Raw genomic sequence first — 15,584 nt, forward strand, 5'->3', positions numbered from 1 at the left:
TTGAATTAAATAATTTTGCTGATTAATTTAAGATCAAATAAATTGTACGTTTTTTGATTTATGACGGAAGTCTAATACTTATTTATTCATGTCGACGGTTTTACTTATTTCAATGATTATTTATTTCTACCACATAAATCCATAATATAATAGAAAAACCCAATTTAAAATTGGGCTTTTCCATGTCTAAACTAAATTCTTCGAGCTAAAAAGAGTTCAAATTCGCCTAAAGGTTATTTCTTCTCTACTTTAAAGCTATCTTTAAGATCAAGAATGCGGTTGAATACAGGTTTATCAGCATTATGATCATGTTGATCTGCAACAAAGTACCCCTCACGTTCAAACTGGAAACGATCTTCAGGTTGTGCTTGTGCCAAAGCAGGCTCAATCACCGCTTGAACGACTTTTAATGATTCAGAATTTAGATTTGCCAAGAAATCATCATCTGCATCTGGCGCAGCTTCGGTAAATAAACGATCGTAAATACGAATTTCAGCAGGTATACCTTTCGTTGCAGAGACCCAATGAATAACCCCTTTGACTTTACGACCTTCAGGGTTTTTGCCTAACGTTTCAGGATCAATTGAACATTTAAGCTCAATTACTTCACCATTGGCATCCTTGATTACTTCATCACATTTAATCACATAGGCATGGCGTAAACGCACTTCACCATCTGGAATCAGACGCTTAAAGCCTTTTGGTGGTACTTCTTCAAAATCTTTACGATCAATATAAAGTTCACGTGTTAATGGAATAACGCGTTCACCCATATCAACATTTGGATGACGTGAATGAGTTAAATCTAATTCTTCAGGTAAGTTAGTGAGCGTGACTTTAAGTGGATTTAATACCGCCATTCCACGCGCTGCGGCATTTTCCAAAGATTGACGAATACAGAATTCAAGCATTGCCACATCAACAATACCGTCAGTTTTCGACACACCCACACGCTTACAAAAATCGCGCAGACCTTCTGGGGTAAAACCACGGCGACGCATCCCCACTACGGTTGGCATACGCGGATCATCCCAACCCTGTACATGGTTACCCTCAACCAATTTACGCAATTTACGTTTAGAAGTAATCGTGTAATCGATGTTTAAACGTGATGACTCATATTGACGCGGTACAGCCTGAGAGTGGACTTTCTCAATCACCCAGTCATAGAACGGACGGTGATCTTGGAACTCTAAAGTACAGAGTGAGTGGGTAATACCCTCAATTGCATCAGACAATGGATGAGCATAGTCATACATTGGATACATTTTCCACTTGTCACCTGTCTGGTGATGTTCTGAGTGCAACACGCGATAAAGGATTGGGTCACGCATGTGTACATTCGGGCTAGTCATATCAATTTTGGCACGTAAAACCGCTTTGCCCTCGCCCAACTCACCATTACGCATTTGCTCAAAACGCGCCAGATTTTCTTCCACAGTCGCATTACGGTATGGTGAGTTTTTACCTGGCTCCACAAAGCTACCGCGATTCAACTTGATTTCTTCAGGTGTTTGCAAGTCCACATAGGCATCCCCCTGTTCAATTAATTGAACAGCCCACGTGTAAAGTTGATCGAAATAACCAGAAGCATAGCGAGGCTCACCATTCCAGTTAAAGCCCAACCATTTCACATCATTGGCAATACCATCAACATATTCTTGTTCTTCGGCATCTGGGTTTGTATCGTCAAAACGTAAATTACATAGACCATCAAATTCTTCGGCAATACCAAAGTTCAAACAAATTGCTTTGACATGACCAATATGCAGATACCCATTTGGCTCAGGCGGGAAACGAGTTACAACTTTTTGGGTACGACCTTCTTTTAAATCATCGGTAATCACCTGACGTACAAAGTCCAAGCCTGCCTGTTGTTCTTGCTGCGCGGCATCGACAGAGGCATGAGTATTCGGCGTCGGGGTCTTTGGCAGTTCTGAAACAACATCATTTGGCTTCATAGGGTGTAAATCACTTCTTACAGTTAAAAATGGGAAATAAAAACGCAATCTTTGCTATTTATGAAAGATTTTAACGTTTTTTACTTGCCTTGTAGTTTACAGTTTGCTTATGCTTCTCTCAACCAAAAACCCATGGTCACAAACCCATGTTTAGGAGATTAATGTAATGAGTTTTCCTCAAGTCGAATTAAATACCAATAAAGGTCGTATTGTTCTTGAGCTTAACGCTGAAAAAGCACCAAAAACGGTTGCAAATTTCTTAGAATATGTACGCGACGGTTTCTATGACGGCGTAATTTTCCACCGTGTGATTGATGGTTTCATGATCCAAGGCGGTGGCATGGACGAAAACTTCAAAGAAAAAGCTACTCGTGATTCTATCGAAAATGAAGCTGACAACGGCTTAAGCAACGATGAAGGCACAATTGCAATGGCGCGTACTCAAGCTCCGCACTCTGCATCTGCTCAATTTTTTATCAACGTTAAAAACAACTCTTTCTTAAACCACACAGCGCCAACTGCACAAGGCTGGGGTTATGCGGTATTTGGTAAAGTTGTAGAAGGTATGGATGTTGTAGCTGAAATTAAAGGCGTGCGTACTGGTAACCGTGGTTACCATGCAGATGTTCCTTTAGAGAACGTTGTGATTGAATCAGCTAAAATTATTGCTGAGTAATAATCCCTGCCAACCTCCCTTTATAAAGGGAGGAAAGTCCCTCTTTTTAAAGAGGGATTTAGGGAGATTAAAAGGAAAAAAGTGTGACCTACCTGTTTATTTCAGATCTACACTTGTCACCTGATCACCCTCGACTCGTTCGAGGGTTTTTGGCTTTATTGAAACAATATCAGGATAAAAACACACACCTCTATATTTTGGGTGATTGGTTTAATGCTTGGATTGGTGATGATTATAGTGCCCCATGGCTAGATGAAATTATTACAGCCTTACAAGAATTCACAGCTGCGAATAATCATGTTTATTTCCAAGTTGGAAATCGAGATTTTGTTTTGGGTAAGAAGTTTTTAGCACTATTTAATGCTACGCTTTTACCTGATGTTTATATTCTAGAAATTAATCATAGGAAGTTTCGCCTCGAACATGGCGATGCTTTATGTACCGATGATGTTGCTTATCAACGTTTTCGCAAAGTGATACGTAATCCAATCTTATTGGGCATTCTAAAGAGCACACCTTTAAATTTTAGACAAAAACTTGCCAATGGTTTTCGTAAAAAAAGTAGTGAAACTAAACAACTAAAAAGTTATGACATTATGGATGTGAATCTGCATGTCGTTGAAAATGCCATTCATCAAGTAGATTTCTTAATCCACGGTCATACCCATCGCCCTGAAATTCACGAAGTTATTAATAAAAAGCGTATTGTCCTTGGTGATTGGCGTGAAGATACGGCTTGGATACTTGAGATAAATGAGCAAGAAAACTTTAAGCTCGATTTCAAAAAATGGTCATATTAATCGAGTAAATACGTAGATTTTTTTTGACTAACTTATTCACCGTTCGTAAAACTTAAATCTCTATACAAAATCACATTTAGCTACTTTCGATGTAATTAATATCAAGTAAAATCATTAAAATTTCTAATTGAGTGAAAGACGGATGGATGTTCTAGTTACTGCCAAAACACGCTATGCAACAAAGGCATATGATGCAGAGAAAAAAATTCCACAACAACAATTTGAAAAACTACTCGAAGTTCTGCGTTTCAGCCCTTCTTCAGTAAATATTCAGCCTTGGCATTTTTTAATTGCTGAAACCGATGAGGCGAAACAAAGAATTGCGAAAGCCCTAACTGGTAACTATATTTATAATTCAGCAAAAGTTTTAAATTCTTCGCATACTCTCGTATTTTGTACTCGTACTGATATCAGCGCTGAATACTTAGAACAATTACTACAACAAGATGAACTAAATGGTCGCTTCAAAGATGAAACCGCAAAACAAGGGCAACGAGATACTCGTAAAGGCTATGTTGAGTTTTATCGCAATGAACTTAAAAATCTCTCTGCTTGGATGGAAAATCAAACTTATCTTGCACTTGGGCAACTACTATTCGCTGCAGGATTAGAAGGAATTGATGCAACCCCAATGGAAGGCTTTGATCGAGATACTATCAATCAAGAATTTGGATTAGCTGAAAAAGGTTTAAAGGCATCCGTTGTTGTTTCTCTAGGTTATCGTAGTGAAAATGACTTTAATGCAAAATTGCCTAAATCGCGACTGCCAGATCAAGTCGTATTCACTCGCTTATAATTTTAATTTAAGGGAGTTAAAGCTCCCTTAATTCATCATTGATTTAGCTAAACACAGCACTGCAAATATTCCAGTAAATAAACCAATCCATGTGTAAGTAGTTAGTTTTTCTTTAAAGAACACTACGCCACTAACTACACCTAACATGACGACAAGAATATTCATTCCAGCAAATACGATTGCAGGTGACTCTTTAAAAATCATATGTGCTTTTACATACAAGGCAATATTCGCGAAATTTATCCCACCAAGAAGTAGACCCATAAATATATTTTTAGGTTGCCAATTTGGTTGCGCAAATGCAAGATAGCCTATTGATAAAATAAATGCAGCTATAAATGTTAAATTTAATGTCACTGCAAACTGCAGCCCTAAAGTACTGCTATATTTAAGCAATACATCAATTGCAGCGTATCCAGCCCAAACACTTAACAGGAAAAGCGCTGATCTTACACTGGTGCCTTTAAGCGATTTCTCAGTCGCCTGTCCAAAAATAATAGCGAAGACTGCGATTATCCCAACACCAACACCAATTAATTTTAACTGGCTAAATTGTTCTGAAAATATAAAGTAGGCCGCAAGTAAAGAAAGTACAACTGATAATCTTTGGGCTATTTCAGTTTTAAGAATTCCAGCAAATTGCAATGATTTAGCTAAGCATAAGAAAATGCTAGGGAGTAAAATAGCTAAAAGAAAAATAAGCCACCAAGGAGTATTCTGAATTGAGATATGCGTGATGTCAGTTTTAAACCAATAAAAACACAAGATGCTTGCACTCAAATAGTTCCATGCGATCATTTGAAAGACATCAAACCCTTTTGTTTTTAAAAACTTTAATAAAATCGATACCAGTACACTGCAACACGCAGCAGCAATAATCATTTCCATAATATTTATTCTGACTTTTTAAACACAAAAAAATGCCAGTCTGAAATTAGACTGGCATTTTCTTAACGATCATTATCAATTAACGATTATTTTCGTCTTCTTGACCATCTTCGAATTTAGTTTCGCTGTCGAAGCCACCTTGATGACCACCAAAGCCACCTTGGCTACCAAAGCCGCCTTGACCACCGAAGCCGCCTTGACCACCGAAGCCACCTTGACCGCCGAAGCCGCCACCTTGACCACCGAAGCCACCAGCAGCACCTTGACCACCGAAGCCACCTGTAGCACCTTGAGCTGGGAAGCCACCAGTACCTTGAGCACCAGCTGGACGAGGGTTACGCGCAGGAACAACTGTAGAAATAGCGTGTTTGTAAACCATTTGGCTTACAGTGTTCTTTAACAAAACAACATATTGGTCAAAAGACTCAATATGCCCTTGTAATTTAATACCGTTCACGAGGAAAATAGAAACTGGAATACGTTCTTTACGGAGAGAATTTAAGAACGGATCTTGTAAAGTTTGACCTTTAGACATTTGTAACTCCAAAAAATTTTTAAATCAGCGCAAAAAAACTATCTTTATTTTTCAACTAAAAATTATAAAAAGACAGCCTGCGAATTTTGCGTTATCCAAAGAAGTTTCGCAAGTCTTCTTTCGCCTGCTTTATCGTCACGTAAGTTTTAAAATCGTGTATTTCTTGCAAAGAACGTAACCAAGTGTATTGACGTTTGGCAAGTTGCCGTGTCGCAAATAATGCTTTGCTCTCCATTTCTACTTTATTTTTGAGACTTAGATCACTTTTTAATAAAAAATCTAAAGCTTGACGATAACCCACAGACCGCATGGATGGTAAATTATCACTTAAATCGTATTTTCTAATTAATTCCTCTACTTCATTTAAAAATCCAATACTCCACATTTTGCTTAAACGTTGCTCAATACGTTGATGTAATTCTACCCGATCTGGCATCAATGCGTAATTATGAAATTTGTAACGATATGGTTGATTTTTAGGCTGCTCTGCCTGTAATTTTGTTATTGGTTCACCTGTAATTCGGTAAACTTCTAATGCCCTAATAATTCTTTGTTTATCTGAAACTTTGAACTTTTGTCCAGCAATTGGATCAACAGAAGCCAATTCATCATAAACAGACTGCCAGCCTTCAAGATCAGCTTTAGCGAGAATTGCATCACGAATACTTTGATCCGCATTCGGTAGATTATCAGCTAATCCTTCAAGTAGCGATTTAAAATATAGCATTGTGCCGCCCACTAAAATTGGTGTCTTGCCCCGTGCGTGCATGTCATCAATTAATGGGCAAACATCCTCAACAAACTGGGCTGCCGAGTACACTTCCAGCGGTGTAATAATATCGATTAAGTGATGCGGGTATTGTTGTTGCTCTTCTTTTGTGGGTTTAGCAGTCCCAATATCCATATCTTTATAAACTAAAGCTGAATCCACAGAAATCAATTCGAAATTACCGCGTTCATAGAGTTCGCATGCCAATGCTGTTTTACCACTTGCGGTAGGCCCCATTAAATTGATGACGGGCAATTGATTTGACATGTAAAACTACTCTCCTCGAGCAAATAATTTATCTAATTGATGCAATGGAAATGCGCGCCAAGTTGGACGCCCATGATTACATTGACTGGCAAATTCAGTTTGTTCCATTTGGCGTAATAAAGCATTCATTTCCGAAAGACTGAGTTGTCGATGTGCTCTTACAGCCCCATGACACGCCATACCAGCAAGAAGCTCATCACGTTTTTGTAATAGGCCTCTGGCTTCATCATTTGGATCAAGATCATTTAATAGTTCTGGAATTAAATTACTAAAGTCAGCTTTATGCAAAATGGCAGGCACACCACGCACAATCACTTGATCATCGCCATATTGATCAATTTCCAACCCCAAACGTTCTAATTGTGGTTGTAAATCTTCAACGCGAGTCGCTTCCATACGAGTAATGGAAACAACTTTAGGAATCAGCAGTTGTTGCGAAGTCCAAAATTCAGGTTTATCCCATGCCGACTTCATCTGCTGCAACAAGATACGTTCATGTGCCGCATGCATATCCACAATGATCAGGCCTTCAGTATTTTGCGCCAAAATATAGATGCCATGCAGTTGTGCGATTGCAATTCCCAAAGGAAACTCATCTACACGTGATGGGCCTTGATCATTTCCATCTTCTGTTTCTTCACGTAAAGGCGCTAAATAGCTTTTGAGTGCATTATTTAACTGTGCAGAGCCATTATAACGTGGTTCTTGAGGTGTTGAATTATACTGTACTGCCTGTGGGCGGCTTTGATTAAACTCAGTGAGTAAATCTGTCGAAACAACAACCTGCTGATTGGCTTGTCGTTCAGGCTCAGCTACTGCTCGATGTAAATTGAATTGTTGTTGGTATTTTGGCTGAGGCTGATAATTAAAATTTTCTGCCTCAGCTTCATCTGTTTTCATCGCTTGTGCTAAATCAGCAGTTGCGGTTTGAAATTGAGACAAGGTTGCTTTGGCATAATGCCGTACAAACTCATGTACTTCACGCTGGTTCAAAAAACGAATTTCATGTTTGGTTGGATGTACATTCACATCGATATTTTCAGGATCAACTTCTAAAAACAATAAATAAGATGAATGTTGATGACCATGCAAAATTCCTTCATAGGCCATACGTAACGCATGTGAAATGGTTTTGTCTTTGACAATACGACCATTCACATACACATATTGCATGTCAGCCTGTGCTCGTGCGTCGGAAGGATGTCCTAACCAGCCTGACAAACGCATATTGATACTTTCAGCATCGATCCAATAGGCATTTTGAATAAACTGTTGACCTAACAACTGCTGGACACGCTGATAACGTAATTCACCACTATCAGCAATCGGCAAATTTAAACGAATATTATCATTATGTTCGAGTACAAAACGAATTTCAAAATGAGTCAAAGCCAAACGACGGACTATTTCTTCAATATGACCAAATTCTGTACTTGGTTTTTTTAAAAACTTTCGGCGCGCTGGCACATTGAAAAATAAATCTTGTACACGAATATGTGTACCTTTTTGTGCTGCAACAGCCTGTATTTGTTGATGATCAAACGCTGTTCCATTCACTTCAACCTGATAACCCACGCCTTGCTCATCTTGGCTACTGGTCAACGTTAAACGTGATACTGCAGCAATCGAAGCTAATGCTTCTCCACGAAAGCCTAAACTAACAATTGCATGCAAGTCTTCCGATGTTTTAATTTTACTTGTCGCATGCCGCATCACCGCTAATGGTAAATCTTCAGGATGAATTCCATGGCCATTATCAATGATTTCAATCAGGGTCGAACCACCTTGCGCTACCCGAATAATAAGTTCGGTTGCGCCAGCATCGATTGCATTTTCTAATAATTCTTTAACAACTGATGATGGACGTTCAATCACCTCACCCGCAGCAATCTGGTTGGCTAAGGCAGCATCAAGGGTATGAATACGACGAGTTGAATCATGCGCCATTCAATTGTTCCTGCAAAGTTTGAGATAAAGATTCGGATTCAGTGGTTAGCGTAACAAACCGAGTCAATTCATCATCCGATTTTTGAATATCAATGATTAGATCAGCTTTTGGAATTTCGTCTCCACCTTTTGACGGCCATTCAAATAAGAATAAAGCATCTGGGGTTTCTAAATAATCACGAATTCCCATCAGTTCTAATTCATAGGGATCATCTAAACGATACAAGTCAAAATGGAAAATTTCTTTGCCTTGAATGGTATATGGCTCAACCAAGGTATAAGTTGGGCTTTTTACTGAACCTTGATGCCCAAGATTCTGGATAAAGTAACGCGTAAATGTCGTTTTTCCAGCCCCTAAATCACCAATCAAATATATAACGCCTGAATGTACTTGTTGTGAGAGCACTTGCGCAAATTTTTGAGTGTCTTGTTCATGATTTAAAGTAAATTTCACTGAATATGACATAGCAAATAGAATAAAATTGGGATACCCGCTATGATAACATTGCACAGCTTCAAAGCCTAATCCATAGCAATACCTTGGTTCTTTTTTACAACATTGAAGAGAAGACATGACTCTACAAAATCGGGTTGATCCTTGGGGAAAATTGAACGCGCATCCCTCAAAAAGTGCGACTTTAATGGGGAATCGTGGTGGTAAGCTGCATAATACAGACAAGCAAATCATTAAGCAATTTTCCACCCAATCATGGATCAATTGTCTAACCACATTCGGCAATGTCAAAAGAGAGGTTTTTGGGCAGTCTTATTCTGAACTGTTCTTTTTAGATGAAGCAACCGCCTTGGCGGCAGGTCACCGTCCTTGTGGAGAATGTCAAAACCAGCGCTATAAACAGTTTAAAAATGCATGGATTCATGCAAACAACACTGGTATTTCACTACCTGTAAAAGAGATGGATAAAAAAATTCATCACGACCGCCTAACAGCAGATAAAAACAAGAAAACATTTCAAGCCAAAATTTCTGATTTACCAATTGGCACTTTCTTTGAGCATGACTCAAAAGCAATCGTAATCTTTAAAGACAATCATTATTTGGTTTGGTCTTTTGATGGCTATCAACAGGAAGTTGAATTACCAAATGACCTGATTGTGAATATCCTCACGCCAGAATCTTTTGTCAAAGCATTTGATGAGGGATTTATACCTAGTTTCCACCATTCAGCCTCACTCAAATAATATGAATATTATTGAAAGTTTTACTCCACCTCTCATCAATGGTGTCAGTGCCAGTAAAGTCTTTTTACCCAATGACCTCACTGTAAACACAGTTTTTGAATATCTTTGCCAGCATTTCCCCCATATTCAGCCGCAAGAATGGCAACAGCGTTTTGCAGACCAACTGATTTACGCTGCTGATGGTTCAATCCTGACGCTGGAAAGTCCCTATACAGCAAATACCCATATTTTTTATTATCGTTTCCTAGCCCAAGAAACTCATGTGCCTTTTCAGCATGAGATTTTATACGAAAATGAACATTTACTCGTGGTTGATAAACCCCACTTTCTTACGATGACCCCAACTGGACAATATGTTCAGGAAACATTATTAGTACGTTTAAAAAAGCAAACTGGATATGAGGATCTAACCCCGATTCATCGACTGGATCGCGAAACAGCGGGCATCGTTTTATTCTGTAAAAAACCAGAACTTCGAGGAGTATACCAACAACTTTTTGCAGATCGAAAAGTGCAAAAAATCTATCACGCGATTGCAGCTTATCGAGCTGAATTACATTTCCCACAAATATTACAGCTCCATTTAGAAAAAGGTCAGCCGTTTTACACGATGCAAATTAATTCTGAAAAACCTCAGAATTCTGAAACTTTGATAGCGCTTTTGGAACACAATCAACATTACGCAAAATATCAGCTTAAACCCAAGACGGGTAAACAACATCAATTGCGTGTGCACCTTAATTACTTAGGCATTCCAATTTTAAATGATCCGTTTTATCCAGTTGTCGCACATAAAGCCGATGATGACTTTGAACAACCGCTCCAGTTGTTAGCAAAAGAGATTTATTTTATCGATCCCGTGTTAAATCAAGAAATGCATTTTAATTCTAAATTTGAATTGACATTGTAAATACAACGTAATGACAAAATTGTTATTTTTTTCACTTCAGAAATATTGAAATTACATTGCAATGGTTTAGAATACATGATGATAACTAAAAATATTTGGTCATATCTTTCATGCGAAAAACAGAAGTTTATCAGGTTCGACTTGATTCACAGGAAAAGAAACAAGCTTTTGCTGTTTTTAAGCAGTTAGGTATATCCCCTGCCCAAGCTGTTCGTCTTTTCTTTAAACAAGTTGTGTTGACGAAATCAATTCCTTTTGCGATTGAAAATCAAAACATTAATATGGAACAGTTACTCAAGCTCCGTAAATCTAAAAATGCAGCAATAAATAATCCTTCAACTGCTATAGATTTGGACGTTGAAGACGATCATGAAGATCTATTTGAAGAATTGAATGCACTGTTAGGTGAAAGTGACAAAACTTAACAATGTTGCATTTATAAACAAGTTTTTATTTTTTAAGATTAAATTTTTTCGTTATTCTGATAGTCCAAATAAAATTATAAATGCAAGGATGGACAGGAATGATTGTTAAACGAGCAACAAAAGAAGATCTTCACCAACTTGCTGTCTTGTTTGATGAATACCGTCAATTCTATGGTACATCATCCAATATTGAACAATCCTATCAATTTCTAAAACATCGTTTCGAAAATAAAGATAGTGTCATTTTCATTCACGTTAAAGATGATGTGCTCACAGGCTTTGTTTTACTGTACCTTGCTTTTTCATCTGTTTCTTGCGAAACCTATTATATTTTAGATGATGTTTATGTAACCCCATCTTATCGAAAACAAGGATCGGCTAAGCAATTAATTGACACCGCAATCCTTTTTGCTCGCCATGAAAATGCACAAAGAATTAGTCTCGAAACACAAAAAAATAATTATGAGTCTCGCCGTCTTTATGAACAAATGGGATTTATTCAAGATGATGAATTCAAGACCTTTCACTGTTTTTTAAAATAGTTACTCGATATCTAAAGCAATATTTTGACTTAATTGTTTTTGCGAAGATGTAAGATAAATCCATTCACCTTCTGGTAATTCAGAAAGCTCAAGTAATCCTATTTGTTGGCGATGTAAAAGCTCAACTTTATTTCCGACTGCGGCAAGCATACGTTTAACTTGATGGTAAACACCTTGATGAATTGTCATTGCCAATTGATGTGTGGAAAATAGTTGAAGATTGGTTGCGGCATAAATACCTTTTTCATTCCTTAGCTCAACTCCCTGTTCTAAAGCCATTAATTGCTCAGCTGAAATCGGATCGGCAGTCGTTACATGATAAACTTTTGGCACATGCTTACGCGGATTGGTTAAGGCTTGTAAATATTGACCATCATCAGTCAATAACAATAATCCTGTGGTATCTTGGTCTAGTCTTCCCACGCATTGAATACCTCGATGGATCAAAATTTCAGGCAGTAGGCTAAATACACTTTTATGATGCGTTGCCTGATGTGAACATTCATAGCCCTTCGGTTTATTTAAAACAATGTAGAGATGTTCTCGATATTGGTATTCTTCTCCAAATACTTGAAAACAAAGCTGATCCGTATTTATATTCTGTTTAGGGTTTTCACAAATTTGTCCTTCAATCTGCACAGAACCATTTTTAATTAACTGTTGGCAATACTTTCTTGAACCAAAGCCTTGCGATTGCAAAATTTTTTCCAACAGCATAACTACATCCTCATCTCAAACTCAGTCTATTGTACTCGATTCAGCTAGGCATCGTTGCTTACAGCATACTCATTCTTATTTTTTATAATTTATTCACAATCTGTTCATTTGTAATAGAACATATACAAAACTCTCGCCAAACTCTCTCAATCATCCTATTGCGCTCCATATTTCCACTTAAAAGTCTTGTTACATTTGTCTCAAGCAAAAGAATACTGTCCAAAAGAATGGATAAGGAGTTTCACCATGAAATCGAATATGTGGTTATGTAGCGTCATCTTGGCAACCTCATCAATGATGACTGTTGCACATGCAGATAATACAGCACGTGTTGCAGCAACTTCAGCACTTGGTAGTATTGTTGGTACAGCAGTTGGTAAACAACTTGGCGGTAATACGGGTGCCATGATTGGTTCCGCAATTGGTGGTGCTGGTGGTGCAGCAGCATCAAGCAATAAACGTGATCGCACTGAAGCCGCCATTGGTGGTGGACTAGGCGGTGTTGGTGGTTACACCGTTGGACGTAATGTCGGTGGAACGAGTGGCGGCTATATTGGTGCTGGTTTGGGTGCAGCAGGTGGTGCGGCTTTAGGTCAAAAAGTTGGTCAAGATCGTGAAGAAGACCGCCGCTACGAAAATCGTCGTTCTTACGATGAGCGCCGTTACGACAACCGTCGTTCTTATGATGATCGTAGATACTATAAATCTCGTCATCATTACCGTCATGATAATGGCTATCACCGTGGTTGGTATAAAGATTAATCATCAAATCCTAACACTTTCTCTTTTGGCGCCTTCGGGCGCTTTTTTTATTTTATCCAATGCGCAATAAATATCGACAATATTCGATATACAAAAACAAGCTAATATCGTATTATTTCGATATATGATTTTGAGAGTTAAAAAATGAAGTCACTACAAGAGATCAAATTTTCAATTTTGGAGTTAGCTCCTGTCAGAGACGATAAAAGTATTGAATTTTCACTTCGTCATGCACTAGAAGTTGCTCAACACGCTGAAAAGCTTGGTTATGAACGTTTCTGGTTAGCTGAACATCACAATATGGATGGAATTGCGAGTTCCGCAACGGCAGTTTTACTAGGATTCATCGCAGCAAATACAGACAAAATTCGCTTAGGTTCTGGTGGCATCATGTTACCTAATCACGCACCATTAGTTGTTGCAGAACAATTCGGGACTTTAGCAACACTTTATCCAAATCGTTTTGAACTTGGTTTGGGGCGTGCTCCAGGAACTGATCCAATGACCATGCGTGCATTACGACGCGGGCGTCAAGAAACCGAAGATCAATTTCCTCAGGATGTAATGGAAATTTTGCAATATTTTAAAGACCCACAGCCCAACCAGAAAATTATTGCCACCCCAGGTCAAGGCACTCATGTACCTGTCTGGTTGCTAGGTTCAAGTCTGTTTAGCGCACAGCTTGCTGCAAAGTTGGGACTTCCCTATTCTTTTGCATCACATTTCGCTCCACGTATGTTAGGTCAAGCAATCGAAATTTACCGTGAGAATTTTCAAGCATCTGAATATCTTGATAAACCTTATGTGTCAATGGGCGTACCAACAGTCGTTGCGGCAACTGATGAAGAAGCACAATATTTAGCTACCAGTTCTTATCAGCGTATTTTAAACCTGATTCGGGGGCACAGTCTAAAACTCAAACCGCCAACTGAATCAATACAAGGTCTGGCAAGCAGCGCTGAACAACTCGCCATCCAGAATTTCTATGCAATGGCTCAAATTGGTTCACAGGAAACTGTCAAAACAGGACTGGAAAAAATTGCCGCGCAATATGATGTAGATGAGTTTATCTTCACCTGTGATATTTACGATACACAAAAACGTCTGGAAAACTTTAGCTTGCTCATGGAGCTAAAAAACCAGTAGGCAATCCTATTTTCAAATAAGCATTGCCTCGTTCTGCAATGCTTATTTCACCACGCCCATGTATTGATAGGAGGTATTTTTCTTGCCGTAACGTAGATACTTTCCTTGAGGTTTATAGTTTTTATCCAGCAACATAATATCAATATTATTCTTCAAGCTTTTGTCTGTACGGATGTCATCAAGTGTCTCATCCGAGCTTTCATGGTTTTACAGTCAAAATCGACCTGAATGGTATCAAGCGGTGCTTTATGAGGTTCCCACTCTTATTTCTTCAAAATAAAAAAGCGTAGCCCATCCTCTACGCTTCTCATTTAAAGATACTATTTAGCCAATACGACGTTTTAAACCAGTCAACTGTAAAATACGCGTTGAAATTTCTTCAATCGACATTTCAGTGACGTTCAAATACTTAATACCTTCAGAAATATAAATACCCTCTATGGCACGTAATTCCATTTGGCACTGACTAAAACTTGCATAACGACTATTGGCTTTTCGTTCGCTACGAATAGCGACCAATCGCTCAGCATCAATCATTAAGCCAAAGAGCTTATTTTTATGTGCTCGTAGCACAGCAGGTAGACGATTATCATCTAAATCTTCTTCAGTTAAAGGATAGTTCGCAACACGAATTCCAAACTGTAATGATAAATAAATCGAGGTTGGTGTTTTTCCAGACCGAGAAACGCCAACTAAAATCAAGTCAGCTTTATCATAATGACGAGTTCGAGCACCATCATCATTGTCTAATGCAAAATGTACTGCATCAATACGAGCCTTATAAGATTCAGAATCTGTTACAGCATGGGTCTGTCCAACTAAAGTTGTTGGTGGTGTCCCCAACTCTTGCTCAAGTTTACTAATTAATCCCTCGAAAACATCCAAATTTACGGCTTTAGCTGTATTAATAATTTCACGAACATGCGGGTCTACCAATGTGTCAAAAACAAGTGGTAAGCATCCATCCCTTGATTGGCATCCATTGATGTCAACAACCACATTCATTGCAGCTTCTTCAGTGGTAATATAAGGCATAATATGAATATCAAAATCGACATTCGGAAATTGCGCAAGTAGTGAATGTCCAAGGGTTTCTGCGGTAATTGCAGTACCATCCGAAATAAAAAATACACTCCGTTTAATTTGTTTACTTTCGGGCATCAAAATTCTCCTTAAACATTTGTCTTAGTGCTCTATAATCTTTATAGTAAACTCATCTAACATGACTGTCGCTTAGTAAAATA

17 protein-coding genes are annotated in these 15,584 nt (G+C 38.4%); 9 read left to right on the forward strand and 8 right to left on the reverse strand.

All coding sequences use genetic code 11. The features are described from left to right. Nucleotides 1-233: 233 nt before the first annotated feature. Nucleotides 234-1,961 (reverse strand): glutamine--tRNA ligase/YqeY domain fusion protein, encoded by a 1,728-nt coding sequence (locus tag NO346_RS09095; protein ID WP_256414974.1) that lies wholly within the window; start codon nt 1,959-1,961, stop codon nt 234-236. Between the two features lie 166 nt (nt 1,962-2,127). On the opposite strand from NO346_RS09095, the gene NO346_RS09100 reads away from it, so the two are divergent. From NO346_RS09100 to NO346_RS09110, 3 genes are all read left to right on the forward strand, one after another. Further along, on the forward strand, nt 2,128-2,637 hold the full coding sequence (locus NO346_RS09100; protein ID WP_256414975.1) for a peptidylprolyl isomerase: 510 nt from the start codon (nt 2,128-2,130) through the stop codon (nt 2,635-2,637). Between the two features lie 83 nt (nt 2,638-2,720). Next, complete coding sequence (locus tag NO346_RS09105; protein WP_256414976.1) at nt 2,721-3,437, forward strand: UDP-2,3-diacylglucosamine diphosphatase; 717 nt, start codon at nt 2,721-2,723, stop codon at nt 3,435-3,437. A gap of 142 nt (nt 3,438-3,579) precedes the next feature. Next, complete coding sequence (locus NO346_RS09110) at nt 3,580-4,233, forward strand: oxygen-insensitive NAD(P)H-dependent nitroreductase NfsB (protein WP_004955032.1); 654 nt, start codon at nt 3,580-3,582, stop codon at nt 4,231-4,233. 27 nt (nt 4,234-4,260) lie between these two features. Here NO346_RS09110 and NO346_RS09115 read toward each other — a convergent pair whose 3' ends face one another. From NO346_RS09115 to tsaE, 5 genes are all read right to left on the reverse strand, one after another. Then, nucleotides 4,261-5,121: a DMT family transporter gene (locus NO346_RS09115; protein ID WP_256414977.1), complete on the reverse strand. Its 861-nt coding sequence runs from the start codon at nt 5,119-5,121 to the stop codon at nt 4,261-4,263. Between the two features lie 79 nt (nt 5,122-5,200). Next, a complete protein-coding gene (gene hfq, locus NO346_RS09120) occupies nt 5,201-5,656 on the reverse strand; it encodes an RNA chaperone Hfq (RefSeq protein WP_042106774.1) in 456 nt (151 codons plus the stop codon). A gap of 91 nt (nt 5,657-5,747) precedes the next feature. Next, nucleotides 5,748-6,692 (reverse strand): tRNA (adenosine(37)-N6)-dimethylallyltransferase MiaA, encoded by a 945-nt coding sequence (gene miaA / locus NO346_RS09125; RefSeq protein WP_256414978.1) that lies wholly within the window; start codon nt 6,690-6,692, stop codon nt 5,748-5,750. Between the two features lie 6 nt (nt 6,693-6,698). After that, nucleotides 6,699-8,639 carry a DNA mismatch repair endonuclease MutL gene (gene mutL, locus NO346_RS09130; RefSeq protein WP_256414979.1) on the reverse strand — a complete coding sequence of 647 codons (1,941 nt, stop codon included), beginning with the start codon at nt 8,637-8,639 and terminating at the stop codon, nt 6,699-6,701. Beyond that, the gene (gene tsaE, locus NO346_RS09135; protein WP_256414980.1) at nt 8,629-9,105 is read right to left on the reverse strand and encodes a tRNA (adenosine(37)-N6)-threonylcarbamoyltransferase complex ATPase subunit type 1 TsaE; all 477 of its coding nucleotides are present in this window, start codon (nt 9,103-9,105) and stop codon (nt 8,629-8,631) included. Before tsaE ends, mutL begins: the two co-directional genes overlap by 11 nt. 106 nt (nt 9,106-9,211) lie before the next feature. On the opposite strand from tsaE, the gene NO346_RS09140 reads away from it, so the two are divergent. The 4 genes from NO346_RS09140 to NO346_RS09155 all read left to right on the forward strand — a co-directional run bounded on the left by NO346_RS09140 (nt 9,212) and on the right by NO346_RS09155 (nt 11,715). After that, a complete protein-coding gene (locus NO346_RS09140) occupies nt 9,212-9,838 on the forward strand; it encodes a hypothetical protein (protein WP_256414981.1) in 627 nt (208 codons plus the stop codon). Nucleotide 9,839: 1 nt separating this feature from the next. Further along, the gene (locus tag NO346_RS09145) at nt 9,840-10,748 is read left to right on the forward strand and encodes a pseudouridine synthase (protein ID WP_256414982.1); all 909 of its coding nucleotides are present in this window, start codon (nt 9,840-9,842) and stop codon (nt 10,746-10,748) included. Nucleotides 10,749-10,858: 110 nt separating this feature from the next. Continuing rightward, entirely contained in the window at nt 10,859-11,173 is a 315-nt protein-coding gene (locus NO346_RS09150) for a type II toxin-antitoxin system RelB/DinJ family antitoxin (RefSeq protein WP_005160916.1), read from the forward strand. A 98-nt stretch (nt 11,174-11,271) separates the two neighbouring features. Then, a complete protein-coding gene (locus NO346_RS09155; protein ID WP_087536111.1) occupies nt 11,272-11,715 on the forward strand; it encodes an N-acetyltransferase in 444 nt (147 codons plus the stop codon). On the opposite strand, the gene NO346_RS09160 is transcribed toward NO346_RS09155, so the two are convergent. Then, the gene (locus tag NO346_RS09160; protein WP_087544279.1) at nt 11,716-12,432 is read right to left on the reverse strand and encodes a pseudouridine synthase; all 717 of its coding nucleotides are present in this window, start codon (nt 12,430-12,432) and stop codon (nt 11,716-11,718) included. A 246-nt stretch (nt 12,433-12,678) separates the two neighbouring features. Here NO346_RS09160 and NO346_RS09165 point away from each other — a divergent pair, with 246 nt between their 5' ends. Next, nucleotides 12,679-13,194, forward strand: coding sequence for a glycine zipper domain-containing protein (locus NO346_RS09165; protein WP_087544278.1), 516 nt, complete (start codon nt 12,679-12,681; stop codon nt 13,192-13,194). A 144-nt stretch (nt 13,195-13,338) separates the two neighbouring features. Next, nucleotides 13,339-14,340: an LLM class flavin-dependent oxidoreductase gene (locus NO346_RS09170; protein WP_256414983.1), complete on the forward strand. Its 1,002-nt coding sequence runs from the start codon at nt 13,339-13,341 to the stop codon at nt 14,338-14,340. 324 nt (nt 14,341-14,664) lie between these two features. On the opposite strand, the gene NO346_RS09175 is transcribed toward NO346_RS09170, so the two are convergent. After that, entirely contained in the window at nt 14,665-15,501 is an 837-nt protein-coding gene (locus NO346_RS09175; protein ID WP_004661375.1) for a pyruvate, water dikinase regulatory protein, read from the reverse strand. Nucleotides 15,502-15,584 lie beyond the last annotated feature (83 nt).

This window comes from Acinetobacter sp. 5862 (assembly GCF_024494585.1).
Classification (GTDB): domain Bacteria; phylum Pseudomonadota; class Gammaproteobacteria; order Pseudomonadales; family Moraxellaceae; genus Acinetobacter.

Coding starts and splice junctions, on each gene's coding strand:
- NO346_RS09175 (WP_004661375.1), bottom strand. CDS start 15,501: ATGCCCGAAAGTAAACAAATTAAACGGAGTGTATTTTTTATTTCGGAT.
- NO346_RS09110 (WP_004955032.1), top strand. CDS start 3,580: ATGGATGTTCTAGTTACTGCCAAAACACGCTATGCAACAAAGGCATAT.
- hfq (WP_042106774.1), bottom strand. CDS start 5,656: ATGTCTAAAGGTCAAACTTTACAAGATCCGTTCTTAAATTCTCTCCGT.
- NO346_RS09100 (WP_256414975.1), top strand. CDS start 2,128: ATGAGTTTTCCTCAAGTCGAATTAAATACCAATAAAGGTCGTATTGTT.
- NO346_RS09095 (WP_256414974.1), bottom strand. CDS start 1,961: ATGAAGCCAAATGATGTTGTTTCAGAACTGCCAAAGACCCCGACGCCG.
- NO346_RS09155 (WP_087536111.1), top strand. CDS start 11,272: ATGATTGTTAAACGAGCAACAAAAGAAGATCTTCACCAACTTGCTGTC.
- miaA (WP_256414978.1), bottom strand. CDS start 6,692: ATGTCAAATCAATTGCCCGTCATCAATTTAATGGGGCCTACCGCAAGT.
- NO346_RS09160 (WP_087544279.1), bottom strand. CDS start 12,432: ATGCTGTTGGAAAAAATTTTGCAATCGCAAGGCTTTGGTTCAAGAAAG.
- NO346_RS09140 (WP_256414981.1), top strand. CDS start 9,212: ATGACTCTACAAAATCGGGTTGATCCTTGGGGAAAATTGAACGCGCAT.
- NO346_RS09150 (WP_005160916.1), top strand. CDS start 10,859: ATGCGAAAAACAGAAGTTTATCAGGTTCGACTTGATTCACAGGAAAAG.
- NO346_RS09170 (WP_256414983.1), top strand. CDS start 13,339: ATGAAGTCACTACAAGAGATCAAATTTTCAATTTTGGAGTTAGCTCCT.
- mutL (WP_256414979.1), bottom strand. CDS start 8,639: ATGGCGCATGATTCAACTCGTCGTATTCATACCCTTGATGCTGCCTTA.
- NO346_RS09165 (WP_087544278.1), top strand. CDS start 12,679: ATGAAATCGAATATGTGGTTATGTAGCGTCATCTTGGCAACCTCATCA.
- NO346_RS09115 (WP_256414977.1), bottom strand. CDS start 5,121: ATGGAAATGATTATTGCTGCTGCGTGTTGCAGTGTACTGGTATCGATT.
- tsaE (WP_256414980.1), bottom strand. CDS start 9,105: ATGTCATATTCAGTGAAATTTACTTTAAATCATGAACAAGACACTCAA.
- NO346_RS09145 (WP_256414982.1), top strand. CDS start 9,840: ATGAATATTATTGAAAGTTTTACTCCACCTCTCATCAATGGTGTCAGT.